18 protein-coding genes are annotated in these 17,482 nt (G+C 44.0%); 12 read left to right on the forward strand and 6 right to left on the reverse strand.

What is annotated here, in order from left to right; translation table 11 throughout:
* Window positions 1-151 precede the first annotated feature (151 nt).
* Complete coding sequence (locus ACSFXN_RS13540; RefSeq protein WP_437150631.1) at window positions 152-421, forward strand: hypothetical protein; 270 nt, start codon at window positions 152-154, stop codon at window positions 419-421.
* 82 nt (window positions 422-503) lie between these two features.
* Window positions 504-1,793 (forward strand): purine/pyrimidine permease, encoded by a 1,290-nt coding sequence (locus tag ACSFXN_RS13545; RefSeq protein WP_437150632.1) that lies wholly within the window; start codon window positions 504-506, stop codon window positions 1,791-1,793.
* A gap of 43 nt (window positions 1,794-1,836) precedes the next feature.
* Here the strand turns inward: ACSFXN_RS13545 and pepF are convergent, their stop codons facing one another.
* Window positions 1,837-3,654, reverse strand: coding sequence for an oligoendopeptidase F (gene pepF, locus ACSFXN_RS13550; RefSeq protein WP_437150633.1), 1,818 nt, complete (start codon window positions 3,652-3,654; stop codon window positions 1,837-1,839).
* Window positions 3,655-4,360: 706 nt separating this feature from the next.
* On the opposite strand from pepF, the gene ACSFXN_RS13555 reads away from it, so the two are divergent.
* From ACSFXN_RS13555 to ACSFXN_RS13570, 4 genes are all read left to right on the forward strand, one after another.
* Window positions 4,361-4,840, forward strand: a complete 480-nt coding sequence (locus ACSFXN_RS13555) for a PaaI family thioesterase (protein ID WP_437150634.1) — start codon at window positions 4,361-4,363, stop codon at window positions 4,838-4,840.
* Between the two features lie 190 nt (window positions 4,841-5,030).
* A complete protein-coding gene (locus ACSFXN_RS13560; RefSeq protein WP_437150635.1) occupies window positions 5,031-6,089 on the forward strand; it encodes an LLM class flavin-dependent oxidoreductase in 1,059 nt (352 codons plus the stop codon).
* An 11-nt stretch (window positions 6,090-6,100) separates the two neighbouring features.
* A complete protein-coding gene (locus ACSFXN_RS13565) occupies window positions 6,101-7,051 on the forward strand; it encodes an ATP-grasp domain-containing protein (protein ID WP_437150636.1) in 951 nt (316 codons plus the stop codon).
* A gap of 116 nt (window positions 7,052-7,167) precedes the next feature.
* Complete coding sequence (locus ACSFXN_RS13570) at window positions 7,168-7,353, forward strand: hypothetical protein (protein ID WP_437150637.1); 186 nt, start codon at window positions 7,168-7,170, stop codon at window positions 7,351-7,353.
* A 19-nt stretch (window positions 7,354-7,372) separates the two neighbouring features.
* On the opposite strand, the gene ACSFXN_RS13575 is transcribed toward ACSFXN_RS13570, so the two are convergent.
* A complete protein-coding gene (locus ACSFXN_RS13575) occupies window positions 7,373-7,672 on the reverse strand; it encodes a hypothetical protein (RefSeq protein ID WP_437150638.1) in 300 nt (99 codons plus the stop codon).
* A gap of 134 nt (window positions 7,673-7,806) precedes the next feature.
* Here ACSFXN_RS13575 and ACSFXN_RS13580 point away from each other — a divergent pair, with 134 nt between their 5' ends.
* On the forward strand, window positions 7,807-8,487 hold the full coding sequence (locus tag ACSFXN_RS13580) for a hypothetical protein (protein WP_437150639.1): 681 nt from the start codon (window positions 7,807-7,809) through the stop codon (window positions 8,485-8,487).
* A 50-nt stretch (window positions 8,488-8,537) separates the two neighbouring features.
* Here the strand turns inward: ACSFXN_RS13580 and ACSFXN_RS13585 are convergent, their stop codons facing one another.
* From ACSFXN_RS13585 to ACSFXN_RS13595, 3 genes are all read right to left on the reverse strand, one after another.
* Entirely contained in the window at window positions 8,538-9,233 is a 696-nt protein-coding gene (locus ACSFXN_RS13585) for a hypothetical protein (protein WP_437150640.1), read from the reverse strand.
* Window positions 9,234-9,288: 55 nt separating this feature from the next.
* On the reverse strand, window positions 9,289-10,554 hold the full coding sequence (locus ACSFXN_RS13590; RefSeq protein ID WP_437150641.1) for an erythromycin esterase family protein: 1,266 nt from the start codon (window positions 10,552-10,554) through the stop codon (window positions 9,289-9,291).
* 109 nt (window positions 10,555-10,663) lie between these two features.
* Window positions 10,664-10,933: a GNAT family N-acetyltransferase gene (locus ACSFXN_RS13595; RefSeq protein ID WP_437150642.1), complete on the reverse strand. Its 270-nt coding sequence runs from the start codon at window positions 10,931-10,933 to the stop codon at window positions 10,664-10,666.
* 185 nt (window positions 10,934-11,118) lie between these two features.
* On the opposite strand from ACSFXN_RS13595, the gene ACSFXN_RS13600 reads away from it, so the two are divergent.
* The 5 genes from ACSFXN_RS13600 (at window position 11,119) to ACSFXN_RS13620 (ending at window position 16,046) form a co-directional block, all read left to right on the forward strand.
* A complete protein-coding gene (locus ACSFXN_RS13600; protein WP_437150643.1) occupies window positions 11,119-12,048 on the forward strand; it encodes an ABC transporter ATP-binding protein in 930 nt (309 codons plus the stop codon).
* A complete protein-coding gene (locus ACSFXN_RS13605) occupies window positions 12,041-12,820 on the forward strand; it encodes an ABC transporter permease (RefSeq protein ID WP_437150644.1) in 780 nt (259 codons plus the stop codon). Before ACSFXN_RS13600 ends, ACSFXN_RS13605 begins: the two co-directional genes overlap by 8 nt.
* 534 nt (window positions 12,821-13,354) lie before the next feature.
* Window positions 13,355-14,194 carry a cation diffusion facilitator family transporter gene (locus ACSFXN_RS13610; protein WP_437150825.1) on the forward strand — a complete coding sequence of 280 codons (840 nt, stop codon included), beginning with the start codon at window positions 13,355-13,357 and terminating at the stop codon, window positions 14,192-14,194.
* A gap of 255 nt (window positions 14,195-14,449) precedes the next feature.
* On the forward strand, window positions 14,450-15,082 hold the full coding sequence (locus ACSFXN_RS13615; protein WP_437150645.1) for a LysE family translocator: 633 nt from the start codon (window positions 14,450-14,452) through the stop codon (window positions 15,080-15,082).
* A gap of 49 nt (window positions 15,083-15,131) precedes the next feature.
* On the forward strand, window positions 15,132-16,046 hold the full coding sequence (locus ACSFXN_RS13620; RefSeq protein ID WP_437150646.1) for a catalase family peroxidase: 915 nt from the start codon (window positions 15,132-15,134) through the stop codon (window positions 16,044-16,046).
* Window positions 16,047-16,085: 39 nt separating this feature from the next.
* Here the strand turns inward: ACSFXN_RS13620 and ACSFXN_RS13625 are convergent, their stop codons facing one another.
* Entirely contained in the window at window positions 16,086-17,465 is a 1,380-nt protein-coding gene (locus tag ACSFXN_RS13625) for a Glu/Leu/Phe/Val family dehydrogenase (protein ID WP_437150826.1), read from the reverse strand.
* Window positions 17,466-17,482: the final 17 nt, after the last annotated feature.

Genomic DNA, 17,482 nt, shown 5'->3' on the forward strand with positions numbered 1-17,482 from the left:
TTCCTTAAAGGGCACCTGGCAAGTTATGTCCGGATAGTTACGCGAGTTGCCAAAAGTTCGCCACTAAATGTTCACGTTCCTTTCTAAAGTAGAATTTGCTTTCCTGTATAATGAAGAGAAACTTCAACATATAAAGGCGGGAAACAAAGCGATGGATTTTTTATATTTTCCTGAAGATAAATCAGAATACATTCCTGGGATTATCTCAGTAGTCATTATTTTTCTCTTATCGATTCTAATCGTATGGCTTTTAGTAAGAGCATCTCGAAAACAAGTGAAACAGCTGGAGGAAAAAGGGTATCCTGTTGTTTATCATAAAAATAGCGACGCTGTCAGTGAACAGGAAAACCAGATTGAATTACCGGAAGAACGCAAAATTTCTGCTGGAAAAAATAATAGTGAACGCGATAAGAAGTCCTGAGTCGATCAGGGCTTCTTTTTAATGGAGAAAAAAGTGGGTATACTGAAATGAAATAGCAGACAGCAGGAATTGGAGCAATGAGATGATGAAAAATTTATTTGGGGGAGTACAATGGGCGGTGTTTCTTTTGGCTTCGTCTATTGCAGCTCCGATCGCCATCGCTAATGTATTTGGAATGGACAGCGGAGATACCGCTTTATTTGTCCAGCGGACGATTTTTATCCTTGGCATTGCTTGTCTGGTACAAGCATGGCTTGGGCACAGAATGCCCATTAATGAAGGACCAGCGGGATTATGGTGGGGGATATTCGTTATTTATGCCGGGCTGGTTGGCGTCATGTACCCTTCCATGGAGACGTCATTGCAAGCGCTGCAAAGCGGATTGCTTTACAGCGGTTTGTTGTTCATCATTTTCGCTTATACCGGAGTGGTAAGGAAGATGAAATCCCTGCTCACGCCAACCATCACATTTGTTTACTTGGTGCTGCTTGTTTTGCAATTGAGCGAATCCATTATAAGCGGTTTGCTTGGCATAGTTGAGGAAGGACAGCCGGTGGATCTGCTAGTTTTGCTTGGAGGCATCGCAGTCGTAGGCATCACATTTTTTCTGATGGGACACAAAATTGCCTGGGTCAACCGCTACTCAATTCTGCTCGCAATTACAGCAGGCTGGCTGATCTTTGGATTGTTAGGTAAAACAAAGGAAATTACTTTTACATCGAATGCGGTAGTGGCGTTTCCAGAAATGCTCGTGTTCGGTCCGCTCATTTGGGACAGCGGCATGTTCGTTACTGCGCTGTTTCTCACCATCCTGCTCATTGCCAATATGATGGCATCCGTACGGGTAATGGAAATGGTGCTGAAAAATACATTTTCCATTGAGCAGGAAGACCGCGTTAAGCAGGCTTCTGTAGCATCCGGCATCAATCATATGCTGGCCGGGGTGTTCTCTGCAATTGGGCCAGTACCAATTTCAGGCGCCGCAGGCTTTGTCAGTGCAACCCGGAACCCTTCCTTAAAGCCGTTTATCATAGGTGGATTGATTGTTGCTTTCATCAGCCTGTTTCCGAATTTGATGACGCTGCTGGCGGCACTTCCGGCACCGGTCGCTTATGCAGTGATTTTTGCCATCTTTACAAAAATGGTGGAAATGGCTTTTGATGAACTGTCAGAAGAAAGTGACAGCCAGCAAGCTTATAAAGTCTCTGCTTTTGGCTTAATGATTGGAGTAGGCTTCATGTTTTTACCGCCGGAAAGTGTAGCCGAGCTGCCAGCGGTAGTTGCCGCCACATTTTCGAACGGACTCATTACAGGGACATTAGCTGCGATTGCTGTAGAACAGTATCTGCTTTGGAGAAAAAGATCGCGCTAAATAAAAAAATGGAGGAGCCCCAGACGGTGCTCCTCCATTTTTTTTATTTTTTTACTTCTTCAATTTCTTCTGTTAAAACAACCAGTTCATCGATCAATTTACCGATATAGGCAATCGTATCGCGCAAAGGCTCTTCGGTGGTGATGTCGACTCCCGCCATTTTTGAAAGTTCGGCTGGCGTTTTTGTGCCTCCGGCTTTCAATACCTCAAGCCACTCGTCAACCGCAGGCTGTCCTTCGTTCAAAATCCGCTTTGAAACTTGTGTGGAAATCGTAAGCCCTGCGCTGTAAGTGTATGGATATAGGCCCATATAGTAATGGGGCTGGCGCATCCAAGTCAGTTCGGCGCCTGGCGTAATTTCCACTGCGTCTCCCCAGAACTCTTCCAGAACACCCCGCTTGATGGCATTCAAGACACCGGCATTGACGCTTTGGCCTGCATCGATGCGTTCATATACTTTCCGCTGATAAGCGGCTTCCAGCAAATGCGTGACAAAGTTATGGTAATACGTTCGGGCTACGATGGATGAAATCACCCAGCGCTTGAATTTCGGATCTTCGGAATTCTGGAGCAGGTGGTTTGCCACCAGCATCTCATTCATCGTCGATGGCGCTTCGATAAAGTAAAGGGAAGGGCGTGCGTTAAATAGATTTTGTTCGCGGTTGGCGTTATAGAAATGCCCGGCATGGCCAAGTTCATGAGCCAATACAAACACTTCATTCATGCGTCCGGTCCAAGAAATCAGGATATACGGGTGGTTGCCGTAGGGGCTTGAACAAAACGCTCCGGTGGACTTCCCGGTGTTTTGAGCAAAATCGATCCAGCGTTCTGAATATGAGCGTTCCACCATTTCCAGGTAATCTTCTCCCATAATGCCAAGTGCTTCGTTAATGTATTTCTTGGATTCATCCACCGTGATTTCCGGTTCATAGGAAGGATCGAGGGAAATTTTCAAATCAGCAAATGTCATTTTCTCAAGGCCATGTGCTTTCTGCAGCAATTTCGCATACTTCCGCATATGTGGAGCCAGTTCTTCCATAATCAAGTCGATTTGGCGGTTGTACAGCGAGCGATCCACTTCCTGATTGAACAATAAATAATCGAAAATCGTTTCATAGCCGCGCAGATCAGAAGTTGTTTTCTCCATCTGCAGCTGCATATCATAAGTCTTCGCTGTCGTATGCTGATACTCTTTTAATTTATTCGAAAAAGCAGTAAAGGCTGTCCGGCGAAGTTCCGCATCAGGTTCCGCTTCCCAATCTCCTTCAAAAGATACATAGCTGAGCGGGTAGCGTTTGCCGTTCACTTCAAAATCTTCAAAAGCCATATCGACCATTTTAGTGGTGTTATACAAACCATAAGGCGCACTGAATGTAGAAGAATAGGCGGCCAATGTTTTTTCCACTTCCGGATGCAGCTGATGAGGTTTTTTGCGGATCAGCTTTTTCAGGTAAACTTCGAAATCAGCTGATTGCTCCATGGCAGCTTTCAGTGTTTCTTCCGGCTGCTCCAAAAGTTCGCTTGTGACAAACGACAAACGGCTGCTGATCTTTGCAGCGACTGAGCTGTATTTGCTGGAACGCATTTGTGCGACGTCGTTTGTCTGGTCAGTACTTAAAGCCAAACTTGCATACGTACTAATGGGAACCAGTTTCTCCAAAAGCGCTAAATAAGCTGTCAGCACTTCAATGACCGACGCTGTATTTTGGATATTTCCTTTATGCTGTTCCTGAAACGCAGCAGATTCCTGCTCCAGGCTGTCCAAAGCTGTATTGAAAGCTTGATCAGATGCAAACAAGCTCTCCAAATTCCACGTCTCTTCTACAGGCACTTCTGAACGCAGCGGTAAACTTTTAGCCATTGTATCTCTCCTTTTTATTACGGTTATCGAACTAATATCCAGTATATAGTTCGGTACAGAAAAAGTAAAAAAAATTAAAAATAAATTTAAAAATTCTTAAAAAACAGGTTTAAGAATAAAAGGATGTGGAATATATATAGTACAAGGCGGAACTAACGTAGGGAAACGCGTATAAACGAAGTAAGTTTATGAACGCATCCAAACGATGAATTGCACAGCCTTGGCGGAAAATTTTGCTTTACTGGCGATAGTTACTCTTGTCAGAGACCGATAGTACCGATGGTTTCTCTCCGAAAGAAGTGTATCAAATCAGTAAAAAAAGTAAGTTTTTTGTGGAAGTGCACCTAAACGTCTAACTGCAGAAACAAAAATTCGCTGAGATGTATATGCGAAGCACCAGCCTTAATGGCAAATGACAGTTAGCGCAACAAATTGCATTGGCGAGAGTTAAAAATTCGTCAGAGCATCAACAAGTTGTAGAAGGAATTGAATAAAAATTTTCCGCGTGCGAAATCCCTCTGTGGTTTATTGAGGGACAGAAAAAGGAAAAGCATGATCTGATGAAAAGGATCATGCTTTTTCCTTTTTATTTTTAAATCGGCTAAGCAGAATTTGAAATCTGAATAATTTTTATATTCATAAAACAATGTGATAAACTAAAAAAAGATGAGTAAAATCAATAAATACATAGAAAAGAGGGACTCAAATGAATGAAGCAATCATGAATGCTATACAAGACGATTATCCGGAAGAATTTGCCTGGTGCTACGGCTGCGGCCGTCTAAACAAAGAAGGGCATCATTTCCGGACAAGGTGGGACGGAGAAAAAACGGTTACGTTATACAAGCCGGATTCTGCCCATAAAGCGATACCGGGATTTGTTTACGGAGGGTTGATTGCTTCCCTGATTGATTGCCATGGAACCGGTTCAGCTGCGCTTGCCTTGCACCGGAAAAATGGTTTTGAACCTGGAAGCGGAGAAGAACCGCCGCGTTTTGTGACCGCTTCTTTACATGTGGATTTTTTAAAACCGACTCCTGAAGGGGTAGTTTTAAAAACAATCGGCACGGTGGAAGAAATACATCCAAAGAAATTTAAAGTGGCGGTACAAGTATTCGCCGATGAAACGCTTTGCGCAACAGGCGAAGTAAAAGCAGTCGTAATGCCGGAATCGTTTTCAAAATAGTGATAAGAAAGTGCATAAAAGATTAATGAGCAGCCGAAAAAAAGCCTATATTACCGTCTTAAGAGAGTGAAATTTTATAACCTAGTTTACTGGTAAGAATACCTGGGTTTATAGTATAATCAAGAAGTTCTTTTGAATAAATTGAAAGTTTCAAGGATTAGAACTTCAAAGATAAAGGGAGCGAATCAAGATGAGATATGGCTTTTGGCTGCCGATTTTCGGTGGATGGCTGCGCAATGTAGAAGATGAGAAGATGCCGGCAACATTTGATTATGCAAAACAAGTGGTGCAGTCAGCTGAAAAGTGGGGGTACGATACCACATTGATCGCTGAACTGAACTTGAATGATATAAAAGGAATGGAAGCCGATTCGCTTGAAGCTTGGTCTACTGCTGCGGCACTCGCTGCTGTAACAGAAAAAATCGAAATCATGACGGCAATTCGCCCCGCCTTCCATAATCCCGCTGTTACTGCAAAAATGGCCGCTAACATTGACCAAATTTCCAATGGCCGCTTTACTCTCAATGTCGTTTCCGCTTGGTGGGCAGAAGAAGCGCGCCAATACGGCGGTGAGTTTACAGAGCATGATGAGCGCTATGACCGGACAGACGAATTCCTGCAGGTCGTCAAAGGCATGTGGTCTGAAAAGGAATTTTCGTTTAAAGGAAAGTATTACGATATCCAGAACGCCCGCTTAGAACCAAAACCGGTCCAAAAGCCCAACCCGATTTTATATGCAGGAGGGGAAAGCCCTCGAGGCAAAAAGTCGATTGTGGAATCGTGTGATGCTTATGTTATGCATGGCGGCACCGTCGAAGAAATCAAAACGAAAATCGAAGACATGAAGAAGCTGCGCAAAGAAGCCGGAAAAGCTCCGCTGCAATCTTTCGGCATGGCCGCTTATATCGTGTGCCGTGATACGGAAGAAGAAGTGAAGGCGGAATATGCCCGCATCGTGGATATGAAAGATGCCAGCGGCTATGTTGGCTACAATGACTTTGTCTCAAAATCGCAATTGGAACAGCAAGTGAAACTGGAGGACTATTCGGTTTCAAATCGCGGGTTGCGCCCGGATTTGATTGGCACGCCAGAGCAGATTGCAGACCGCATTCTTGCTTATGAAGAAGCTGGACTGGATTTATTGCTGCTGCAATTCTCGCCGCAACTGGAAGAGATGGAACGCTTTTCACAAAAAGTGATGCCGCTGGTGGAAGAAAAACGCAAAACCATCGAAACACTTTCCAACTAGGAGGAACCCAAATGACTGAAAAAATATATGTAATTCATGAAAACGAAGAATGGACAACCCACCTTTTCAAACGTCTGGATGAATTGGAATTGCCATATGAAAACTGGTTTATCAACGAAGGGCTTGTTGACTTGAACGAAGCTCCGCCGGAAGGTGTGTTCTATAGCCGAATGAGTGCTTCTTCCCATACCAGAGGTCATCGCTACGCACCGGAACTTGCGGAATCGCTGCTTGTCTGGCTGGAGCATCATGGCCGAAAAGTCTTTAACGGCAGCCGTGCGCTGCGCCTTGAAGTCAGTAAAGTGAACCAGTATATGGCTTTGAATGCTGCAGGCATCCGCACGCCTAAAACGATTGCAGCCAACGGCAAGGAACAAATCGTGAAAGCAGCGGAAAAACTGGATGAATCGTCTTTCATCATCAAACACAATCGCGCTGGAAAAGGGCTGGGCGTGCAATTATTCCATTCCATGGAAGCTTTGCATGAATACTTAAACGGCGGTGGTTTTGAACCATCAATCGATGGCATTACGCTGGTCCAACAGTATATTCAAGCGCCGGAACCGTTTATCACGCGCTGCGAATTTGTCGGCGGAAAATTCGTCTATGCAGTGCAGGTCGATACTTCTGAAGGCTTTGAACTTTGCCCAGCAGATGCTTGCCGCATTGATGACTTGTTCTGCCCGGTCGGTGAACAAGTGGAAGAAAAACCGAAATTCCAAGTGGTTAAAGGATTTGATGATTCGATCATCTTGAAATACGAAGAATTTCTTCGCCAAAACCATATCGCAGTGGCAGGGATTGAATTTATTCGCAATGCGGACGGTGAAGTTTTCACTTATGATGTAAACACGAATACCAATTATAATTCCGATGCCGAAGCGGCTTATGGAACGTATGGCATGCTGGAATTGGCGAAATTCCTAGGCAAACAATTAAAAGGCGCAAAAGTAACTGCATAAAATAATATGGACATCACGAATGATCAGTGATGTCCATTTTTATTGGCGTTTAAGACTGCAAGCTTAAGGGGAAATTTAATGAAAATACTAGTACAAAAGGGAAGAGGAGATGGAGTATGGAAAAAGAGCGGAAAGAAGAGCAATTGAAACCCGAAGAAACCGAAACAGAAGCAACTGAACCCGTTGAAGATGACTCGAAGTTCGATAAAATTTACAGCAATGTAGCGTCCAACCGTTATGAAAACTTGCGCACCAGTTATATTGAAATCAAAGCGAAAGAGCTTCGGAAAAGAAAAAAGTAAAGATGGGTGTCTGTTGCACTCAATCTTTACTTTTTTCAATTTCTTCTGATACCACAAAAGCGAGGTCGTCATTGCCGAACATCTGCAAAATTTCCAGCAAAGTGCCAGTACTAATTTCAATTTCTTCAGGTTCAGCTGCCGCTTCTTCTGCTGCCTTTAAGAGCGCTTCGTTTTTTTCCTGATAGGGATAAGCGCGTGTATAGAGCGAAAGAGGGTCCAATTGGTGGTTGATGCACCAGTGGACGAAAAGCTGGATCATGGTATTCTCATCTTGCTGGTACTTTTTGATAATATATTCATCACGGCTTTCATATTCCATGCGGGCACTTCCTTTACAGGTTTCTTTTCCCGTTATACCACATTGAACGAGACAATTCGAGTGGATGCATGGACTTCTCTTGTTTTTTCCTCTAGAATGAAGCCAGAAGCAATGATAGTATCGGAGGCTAAAAAATGAAATTACTTCAAGTGAGAAAGGGACAGCTTGTTTATTTTAATAATGAACTGCATAAAGTCTACTCAGTGAAGCCGTTAGCAAGGCAATCTGTATTGATGTTCCGGATAAAGGACATGGAGCAAGTCGCAAGCAAAGCGGAAGATATCACTTATTACAAACCAAAGCATCTGGATTCTTTCCTGTTCTTAGGAGCCAGGTACACACTCCGGGGCGATATTCCGGCAGAGCCAGGCGGCTATATCCTTATTGTAAAGCCTGATCCGGATTATATGGATCATTATTCACTGAACGAGTTTGAAAAAGTAGAATCTGTAGAAGGCCGGGATGTCGTGACAACTCGCCAAAACACAGTGAAAGCCAAAGAGTTTTTCGTAATGGTTCCGGGAGAAGAAGAAGGAAGTAATGATATCACTTATCTGGACAAGTCAAAAGTTTCGCCGGCTCAGTTAGAAGAAGATGCCCGGCTGGAAGAGAAGCTGAGAGAAGAAAATGCGATTAAACCTTCTATCGGGGACGTTTACTTGAACTTAGACAATGGTTCGACGGCAATGGTCGTGGCTATTGAACAGGATATGGTGACCTTAGGAACAGGAAACAAATTGACTTTCCATGCTTTATATAAGTCGGATAGCTGGAATTACCTGTATTCCATCCATAATACAGATAGCGAAATTTAATAAACAAAAAAAGTATGGCCGGGACACAGTTCCAGGCCATCCTTTTTGACTTATTCAGGTTTAATAATATGGAATTCCTGCAGCGTAGCGTAGAAGCGGGCACCATGCCCTTCTGCAGCTTCAAGGAAGTAACGTTCCGTAATGACGAAACTGCCGGATTGGCCATTGCTGATGACATATACATGGACGACCGGATCATCCCATTTCTGTCCTCCGTTTGCAATGCCATGAAGCTGATAGCCTTCCACCGGTTCAGTCACTTGTTCGACTTCCCGGAGATCCGGAAACTCTTCTTTTAAACCAGCTTCAATTTGATCAACCAGAGTGTCAGGTTCTATTTCTGGCACTTGTTCGATTGTCATCAACACTTCCGGATATTGGTCAGGGAGCGGTTCTTTTGTAATAATGACATCCGGTTCATCGGCTTCGCCTTTAATCATTTTGTAGCGCTCTTCATCGATGTAAATCACATAGTCTTCATTTTTTCCTTTGTTCAACTGCATTTTCACTTTCTCTTCCATGCCTTCTATATGGATGACCACTTCTTTTTCCGCTTCAAACATTTTCTCAAGCGAGGCTTCTTCTTCTGCCTGGACTTTCTGGTCTACTGCCGGAATTGCCTCTTCGGATTGCTCACTTTCTTTCAGCAGGTTGTCCCAGAAGGTTCCTATGTCGTTTTGAAAATTAAATAGTATCAATAGAATGGCGGCTGCAGCAAACAATAAGAGAACCATAGGTTTTTTCATCGCTATTTGGTCTCCTTTCGTGTATTGCTATGCTATTGATTTCATCAATTTTTATTTAAAGAATAGGGTTTCTAACTTCTAAAGGAGTCAACGCCTTAGTCTGGTCAATGAATATAAAAGCGTCATAGCGGCTGGGAATTCTTGAGGGCACATAATTGCCGCGTGCTTCGTATTTAGGGTTGTAGACCACTCCGATAGCCCGGTGGCCTGTCCATCGATCAAACAATGAAAAGTTGTTGGCATCAAAAATGAGGTATTTATTGTGAGCTCCGGTGCGGTGCAGAATTTCTTCCCAGGAATTGAGGCGGGCAGGCGGAACATCCATCACCTTATAGGGAACACCCCACGCTTCCGATGCGATTACGGTCCCTTCATAAGTGCCAAACCCTACTGCGAAAACATCTTCCGGCCGGTTTTGTTCACGGAGAACCTGCCCGACATTGAGCATGCCGTCATTTCTCATATCCGTTGCCCGGGCATCTCCGATATGCGTATTATGTTCCCAGATAATGATTTTGGCGTCTTTTCCATGGTAATCACGGACTTCATTGATCGCTTCCACCATATGTTCATCGCGGATATTCCAGGAAACTTCACCGCTCTTTACCATTGCCCGGTAATAATCCTCCGCGTTTTTTGTGACCAATGCATTGATTTCCAGATTCAAATCGCTTTCTTGCTTATCCCTATAATGTTCTTCGTTGGCTCGGATGGAAGACAGCAGCTTAGTGACTTCATCGATGCAAACGGTTGAGAAATTAGCAGATGAAATGGCATAGCCTTCCGGTTCACGGTTGAATGGTTCAAAACAGGAAAATGCTTTTTTGGCCAGCTCTAAGTCCCCGCCAGCGGGATTGGTATGGGTCAAGTAATGGACAACTTCGTCCATAGATTCCCATAAGCTGTAAATGTCGATTCCATAAAATCCAGTTTTGTGGGCGCTTTGTGCATTATGCTCCTTTAACCAGTCGATAAAATCGGCGATTTCTTCGTTGGCCCACATCCAGGTCGGCCAGCGGGTAAAAGCCTGCAAGACTTCATGGGGAGTTTTTCCAGTATTCCCATAGCCTTTAATATAGCGGTTTACTTGCTGGGCTGATGGCCAGTCTCCCTCTACGGCGATAATCGAAAAACCTTTTTCCTGGATCAAGCGTTTGGATAGCTCGGCTCGGACCGTATAGAATTCCGACGTCCCGTGGCTTGCTTCACCAAGCATGACAATTTTTGCGTCTCCGATCGCTTCGATAATCGGAGACAAATCTTCATTTGGATCAAAGGGACGAGCGTGTATTTTCACTGCCTCTTCAAGTGACTGTTCCACTTAAAAACCCCCTTTCTCTTCAATTGCTTATTCCTATTGTTCCCGCACTGAGCCGTCTGAAACAGGGCGGCGGGCAAAATAAAAACACCCGCTTTCGCGGATGCTCGAATTATTTTGCCAGGACGTCCTGGAATTCTGAATTTTTTTCAATAACGGCGCTGGTAAACGGGCATTGGGCATCGATGGTTTTGCCTTCTTCACGGGCATACTGGACAACCCGCTCTACCAGTTTTTTTCCTACACCTTGGCCTTCCAGTTGAGGTGAAACTTCGGTATGGTTCACGGTCAATACATCCCCGTTTGCAACATAGGAGATAAACCCAAGTTCCTCTGAGTCTTCCATTACCACGAATCGATCGTTTTCATGTTTGATATCCATGCAGCTGCCTCCTTTGATTTTAAAGTTCCTTTTCTGTATTCCCGTTTTTATACAAGATATTCAATCTGCGGCGGATCAGCAAATGATAAATTGAATTTTCTTGTTAATAAGATCATAATGTGTGCATAAAGCCCTCAATTCAAACAGGAGAATTTCAGGTTTTTGAATGATGAAAGAGGTGGCTTATGAAGAAAATTATTCAAACGGAGCATTTATCAAAACATTATCAAAAAATCAGAGCAGTGGACAATGTTTCTTTGGAAGTAGCCGAAGGGGAAATTTACGGCTTTATCGGGCTGAATGGATCAGGAAAGACGACAACTATCCGAATGCTGCTTGGATTAATCCGGCCGACACATGGGCGCTGTTTTCTCAATGGGCAGCAAGTTAAATTGTCGAATTTCAGTTTGTGGGAAAAAGTGGGATATATGGTGGAAACGCCGTATGCTTATCCAGAACTGACCGTCAAAGAAAATTTGGATATATTTTGCCGGCTTCGCAGGATATCCGACCCTATGGCAATTTTGCGGGTAATGGACCACCTGAAATTAGCGGCATATGCAGACAAGAAAGCAAAACACCTTTCGTTAGGCAATGCCCAGCGTCTCGGAATTGCTAAAGCCCTTTTGCACAATCCCGCTATCTTAATTCTGGATGAGCCGGTCAACGGACTAGATCCGGCAGGCATAGTCGAAGTGCGGGAACTGCTTCAGCATTTAGCCGTGAATGAGAATAAGACGATTTTCATCTCAAGCCATCTGCTTGGTGAAGTGGCAAAAATAGCTACCAAAATCGGTATTATCCATGAAGGCTGCCTGCTTCAGGAAGTGGAATCATCCCGACTAAGCCGGCTTTTGAAACAGCGTCTATTGCTCGACTCCCGGCATAAAAAATTAGCTATATCGGCTTTGTCGGAAGCGGGAACCAACTGCTTCCTGAACGAAGAAGGATTAATCGAAAGCAATGACCAATCCGCTATTCAAAATCCCGACAATATCGCTCGTTTGCTCGTCAATAAAGGATGTCCCCCAACTCGATTAGTGGTGGAGGAAGAGAATCTGGAGTCCTATTTCTTAAGGGCGATTGGCAAAAAAGGAGAGGGAGGCAGTGAATAATTTACTTACAGCATTCTGGATTGAGAATCTGAAGGTACGCAAGTCGAAAATGATTTGGATTACTTTGGCGGCTTTTACTGTTGCTCCTTTAATGGGTGGATTTTTTATGTTCATTTTGAAAAACCCTGAACTTGCGGAACGTTCGGGGTTGGTAGGGGAAAAAGCTCAAATTCTGGGTGAAGCGAATTGGCCGGCTTACTTCAGTATGTTGGCGCAAATCATTGCTGTTGGAGGCATTCTGGTCTTTGGTTTTGTCACCAGTTGGATATTCGGAAGAGAGTATGCAGACCGGACCTTAAAAGATTTATTGGCTCTTCCATACCACCGCTCAATCATTGTAAGTGCGAAATTTTTAGCTGTTTTTATCGCCGCTCTATTATTAAGTGGGCATGTAATAATTCTGGGTATTTTAATCGGCTTTGTTATTGGGCTTCCTGGATGGTCTGCTGATATCCTAGGCAACGGCTTATACGTTCTGCTTATTACCACCCTTCTGACTATAGCGTTAAGTACACCTGCAGCTTTTTTTGCATGCTATGGAAGAGGATATCTGGCTCCACTCGGTTTCGTCATTTTTATGGTGGTGGTGGCTCAAATTATTGCAGCAATCGGCTATGGCCATTATTTTCCTTGGGCTGTGCCGGCTTTGTATAGTGGAGTGGCAGGGGATGAGCCGGTTTTGCCGTTCGGCAGTTTGCTGGTTGTCTTAGGAACGAGTTTGGCGGGCATTGCAGCGACTTTTGGCTGGTGGTTATGGGCGGACCACCAGTAGCGTGGAGGGGGGAAATGGGCAGATGATATATTTGAACAATTTCATGGCCAGTCCGTAAAGAGAAAAGATGTTATAAATGAAATTCAAATTGCTTTTACTTTTATTGATTTCTGCTGTAGTAATTTCCAGTTGTGGAACCGATAAAATAAGCGGATCGACTACGTGATTGAATCACTGTTGTATTTAATGAGGCCAATGATCAGTGGGGAGAGCAACTATCCCAAACGATGGATAACATCAATGAGGAATACGAAAAGATTTCTATTAAATAGAAGAAACATTAAAGCCGCAGCTTTCCTGCGGTTTTTTTATTGTTATTTGCGTTAAAAATTCAACAAGACAAGTATCTGGATAGTTAATGATATAGTCGAAATCTTTAAGCTGTTTCCCAGAGGAAACATTATTTTAGGAGAACTATTTTCATTAACTCGGGAAAGAAGATTGCTGTAGACCCACTCAATAGCCCTCTGGTATGCTGTTTTAGGAATGATGTTGGAGGGATAGCATGTGGAGCAAAAATACCTTGATTTAAAAATGGGTGAGCGGGGAGCCCGTCTAAGCATTATTGTATATCTCTTCTTAGCGGCATTAAAATTAACGGTTGGCCATCTAGCAGGTTCTGAAGCATTGAAAGCAGATGGACTGAACAATACTACTGATATTGTTGCTTCAGTAGCTGTTCTCGTTGGTTTAAAGATTTCCCAGCGCCCTCCGGACAAAGAACATCGTTATGGCCATTGGAAAGCGGAACCCGTTGCTTCTTTAATAGCAGCTTTTGTCATGGTAGCAGTAGGACTTCAAGTGCTGTACGGTGCCACTTTGTCCGCATTTTTCCGACAAGTGGAAGAGCCGGATCCAATTGCAGCCTGGATCGGGCTATTTAGCGCTGTCATTATGTACTTAGTATATAGATATAATAAAAAACTGGCTTTGAAAATCCAAAGCCAATCCGTGATGGCTGCGGCGAAAGATAATTTATCCGATGCATGGGTCAGTATCGGAGCCGTAATCGGGATTCTTGGTTCTCAGCTCGGATTGCCTTGGTTAGATCCAGTCGCGGCTTTGGCCGTAGGAGTGCTGATATGTAAAACCGGCTGGGATATTTTCAGGCAGGCTTCGCATGATTTAACAGACGGATTTGATGAAGACCAGTTGGAAATATATAAAGAAACCGTCTACACGGTATCCGGTGTAAAAGGAATTAAAAGCATAAAAGCACGGAAGTATGGAAACAACCCTGTAGTGGATGTCATCATATTGGTTAATTCCAAATTGGGGATAGGGGCGGCCCACGATATTTCGGAAAATGTAGAAAATGTACTGATGAAGGAACATGATGTCATCGAGGTGCATGTCCATGTTGAGCCAAGCTAATGATTTTTTGAATACAAAGGAAGAGAAGGTGCTCAGTTCAAACCGGCAACCTCTCTTCCTTCTATTTTTTTTATCTTTATGATAGAAGGAGCTGTTCGCAGAGTCCTTTGCAAGTCAAATATAATCTTAATGCAGAATTGCTATGGAAATGAAAGAGATATTAATAATTATTAAGTTAATAGAATGATTATAAATTGTTTGATATTTTATGATAATATAAAAAAAGATTGAATTTTGGCTGAAGGAGTGAAGTTGATGGCGTTATTTTTTACATATGTTATTGCGGGGCTGGCTATTGCAATGCCAGTAGGAGCAATTACAGTAGAAATGACAAAACAAGGCCTGAAAAATGGATTCATGCATGGTTGGGTAGTTGGATTGGGCGGCCTCACTGTTGATTTTGTTTTAATCGTCGCTTTGTACTTTGGATTAGCCTCTCTTCTGCAGCTTCCTTTTATTCAAATACCGATGTGGCTCATCGGCGCTGTGTTTTTATTTTTAATAGGTTGGGGTTCAATTAAAAACGCCGATAGCGACATTGCGTTAGCAGGTGAGAAGTCTGCGAAATCGTTAAGCTCTTCTTATCGCAATGGATTTCTTGTGGCCATATCCCCGGGCAACATCGTATTTTGGTTAAGTGTGTTTGGAGCGGTACTCACTAACTCGTATGATGCAGCAGAGCCAAGCAATTTTATAATGATCGCAACAGGTGTTTTAACAGGCATTTTATTGCACGATATAGGGTTATTGACTATTGTGGCCACTACTAGGAAAGTAATGAGCCGGTCCATGATTAAAGGGTTTTCTGTCATTGCAGGAGCCGTATTGATTGGCTTTTCCGGATATTTTGTTTATCAGTTTCTTACTGCAATAACAGAAGCCTTCTGATGGATATTTACAGATCAATGGGGTATAGCATAGGTTAAGAGGTGAGAAAATGGAAAAACAACAATTAGCTGGAGTGGCAGTGGACCGGATTGAAAAAGTATTTGGTGAACATCCTGAGTACCGGCGGGCTCATGCGAGAGGTGTGATATACGAAGCGGTATTTTCAGCAAATGGCCTTGCAAAAGAGTATACGACAGCTCCACATCTTCAAGGCGGAGAGATAAAAGCCGTTGCACGATTTTCTCATAGTTCGCCGGATCCTACTTGGACAGATATCATGTCGCCAGTAAAAGGGCTCGCCGTGCAATTTCAACTGCCTGAAGGAGAGATAACCAATATTGTAGGCGTCAATTCTCCGATCTTTTTTGCCAAAACACCGGAAGCGTTTACTAAGATTTTGGGTATTGTGACATCGTTCAAAAAAGGAAAGCCGCGTCTTCGTGAATTGGCGAAGCTGCTGATTCAATACCCGGAAAGCCGAGCTGCCATCAAAGTGATTAAGAAAATGCATGCGCCTGCCAGTTTTGCGACAGGCCGCTATCATTCAATCCATGCTTTTTACTTTATTAATCGAGAAGGTAAACGCATTCCGATCAAGTATGAATGGGAACCGGATGCAGGAATGGAAACTTTATCGCCTAAGGATGCTGGCTCATTGCCTTTTGGCTATTATGAATGGGAAATTGAAGACCGCTTGCAGAAAGAACCTGTCAGTTTCCGGTTGAATATCGTGCTGGGAGAAGAAGGCGATCCAACGGATGATCCGACGATCGCCTGGCCAAAAGACCGGCGCAAGGTCACTATCGGCCAATTGACCCTTACTCAGCTGGCAGAGCGTGCCGATTCACTGAAATTTGATCCGACCGTTGTGACAGAAGGAATAGAATGTTCAGAAGACCAAATCCTCAATTTCCGAAGAGCCGCTTATTCCATTTCCCATGAACGGAGAAACAGCGAAAAATAAAAAACGTTGAAGCCGATTAAGGCTTCAGCGTTTTTTCGTTTAATACAGTTTTCCTTGGCGATATAAGACAGTTGTCAGCCTCATGACGGAATGGATAAAGCAATTTTGCCGGAGCGGGAATGGGTCTCCGAAAAACTGCGGCAAAATGATATCCATCGTCGACTTCATTTTTGCCAGAAGCAGGCGGAATACTTCTTCTTCGGTATAGAACTGGGTTTCACGGCCTTGCAGCCATTCCAAGTAAGATACGATAACGCCGCCCGCATTGGCGAGAATATCCGGAACGATAATGACGCCCTGGTCACTCAAGTATTCATCTGCTTCTTGAGTAGTAGGGGCATTCGCGCCTTCCACAATAATGCGTGCATGGATGTCCCGCATATTCCCCTCGTGGATCTGATTTTCCAAAGCGGCGAGAATCAAGACATCAACCGGCAATGTCAGAAGCTCATCCCGGCCTTTAAGGGTTGCGGTTACCCCGGCTTGAGCTATTTGGTCCACTGTAGACGGCAAATCTCCGCGATTCGTGTTAGCAAAGGCAATCAAGGCAGGAATGTCTAAGCCGTCCTCGTTGTAAAGTGTGACATTGCGGTCACTGACTGCGACAACCTGGTTATCAATTTCTGCGCTGCTATAAGCTTCCAATGCTGCAATGGAGCCTACATTACCAAATCCTTGAACCGCCACTTTAAGCTGCCGATTTGCGTGAGCAAGGGCAGTAGCAGCGAAAGGGTTGTCCGATGCTGCCAATTCTTCCGCGTGATCCCTTACGTAGTCGGAAAACAAATAGCGGAAAGTAAAGTAAACTCCCTTGCCGGTGGCTTCTCTTCGCCCTAACGATCCGCCGTTAGCGACACTTTTTCCAGTAAAACTGCCAAGATAAGGAGAACCATGCTTGATTTTCTTGTATTCAGCCATCATCCAGTCCATTTCACGTTCCCCGGAACCTACATCCGGTGCAGGAATATCTTTGTCCGGGCCGATGACATCTGAAAAATACCGGACGTATTTGCGGCAAATCAGATTAAGTTCCTTTTCCGAATAATGCCTCGGATTCAGGATGATGCCGCCTTTGCCTCCACCGAATGGGACATTGTGAAGCGCATTTTTTAAAGTCATCAAAAAAGCCAGATTGACGACTTCTTCTTCGTTTACGCTTTCATGGAACCGGATGCCGCCTTTATAAGGCCCCAGTGCGTCATTATGCTGAACACGGAAAGAAGGAATCCGAACCACACTGCCATCATCCAGCGGAATACGAAGGAATGATTTATGTATTTTGTTCGGAGTCGAAAGGATCGCGCTCATCGAGGTGAAGGCCTGTGTCCGCATTCTGTCTTTGAGTTCCGGCAAGAAAGTTTTGCTGTCGAGTAATGCATTCAACGAGCTCTGGATAATCGCCCGCGTCTGCCCTTCGATTTCTTCTACACCGGTTG

The sequence above is a fragment of the Planococcus sp. 1R117A genome, from assembly GCF_051417975.1.
Lineage (GTDB): Bacteria > Bacillota > Bacilli > Bacillales_A > Planococcaceae > Planococcus > Planococcus shenhongbingii.

What these genes read in the sequence shown, in the direction of transcription:
- ACSFXN_RS13575 (WP_437150638.1), bottom strand. Translation starts at nt 7,672, where the DNA reads ATGGAATATGAAAGCCGTGATGAATATATTATCAAAAAGTACCAGCAA.
- ACSFXN_RS13620 (WP_437150646.1), top strand. Translation starts at nt 15,132, where the DNA reads ATGGAAAAACAACAATTAGCTGGAGTGGCAGTGGACCGGATTGAAAAA.
- ACSFXN_RS13565 (WP_437150636.1), top strand. Translation starts at nt 6,101, where the DNA reads ATGACTGAAAAAATATATGTAATTCATGAAAACGAAGAATGGACAACC.
- ACSFXN_RS13595 (WP_437150642.1), bottom strand. Translation starts at nt 10,933, where the DNA reads ATGGATATCAAACATGAAAACGATCGATTCGTGGTAATGGAAGACTCA.
- ACSFXN_RS13570 (WP_437150637.1), top strand. Translation starts at nt 7,168, where the DNA reads ATGGAAAAAGAGCGGAAAGAAGAGCAATTGAAACCCGAAGAAACCGAA.
- ACSFXN_RS13580 (WP_437150639.1), top strand. Translation starts at nt 7,807, where the DNA reads ATGAAATTACTTCAAGTGAGAAAGGGACAGCTTGTTTATTTTAATAAT.
- ACSFXN_RS13555 (WP_437150634.1), top strand. Translation starts at nt 4,361, where the DNA reads ATGAATGAAGCAATCATGAATGCTATACAAGACGATTATCCGGAAGAA.
- ACSFXN_RS13545 (WP_437150632.1), top strand. Translation starts at nt 504, where the DNA reads ATGATGAAAAATTTATTTGGGGGAGTACAATGGGCGGTGTTTCTTTTG.
- ACSFXN_RS13615 (WP_437150645.1), top strand. Translation starts at nt 14,450, where the DNA reads ATGGCGTTATTTTTTACATATGTTATTGCGGGGCTGGCTATTGCAATG.
- ACSFXN_RS13540 (WP_437150631.1), top strand. Translation starts at nt 152, where the DNA reads ATGGATTTTTTATATTTTCCTGAAGATAAATCAGAATACATTCCTGGG.
- pepF (WP_437150633.1), bottom strand. Translation starts at nt 3,654, where the DNA reads ATGGCTAAAAGTTTACCGCTGCGTTCAGAAGTGCCTGTAGAAGAGACG.
- ACSFXN_RS13585 (WP_437150640.1), bottom strand. Translation starts at nt 9,233, where the DNA reads ATGAAAAAACCTATGGTTCTCTTATTGTTTGCTGCAGCCGCCATTCTA.
- ACSFXN_RS13600 (WP_437150643.1), top strand. Translation starts at nt 11,119, where the DNA reads ATGAAGAAAATTATTCAAACGGAGCATTTATCAAAACATTATCAAAAA.
- ACSFXN_RS13560 (WP_437150635.1), top strand. Translation starts at nt 5,031, where the DNA reads ATGAGATATGGCTTTTGGCTGCCGATTTTCGGTGGATGGCTGCGCAAT.
- ACSFXN_RS13610 (WP_437150825.1), top strand. Translation starts at nt 13,355, where the DNA reads ATGGGTGAGCGGGGAGCCCGTCTAAGCATTATTGTATATCTCTTCTTA.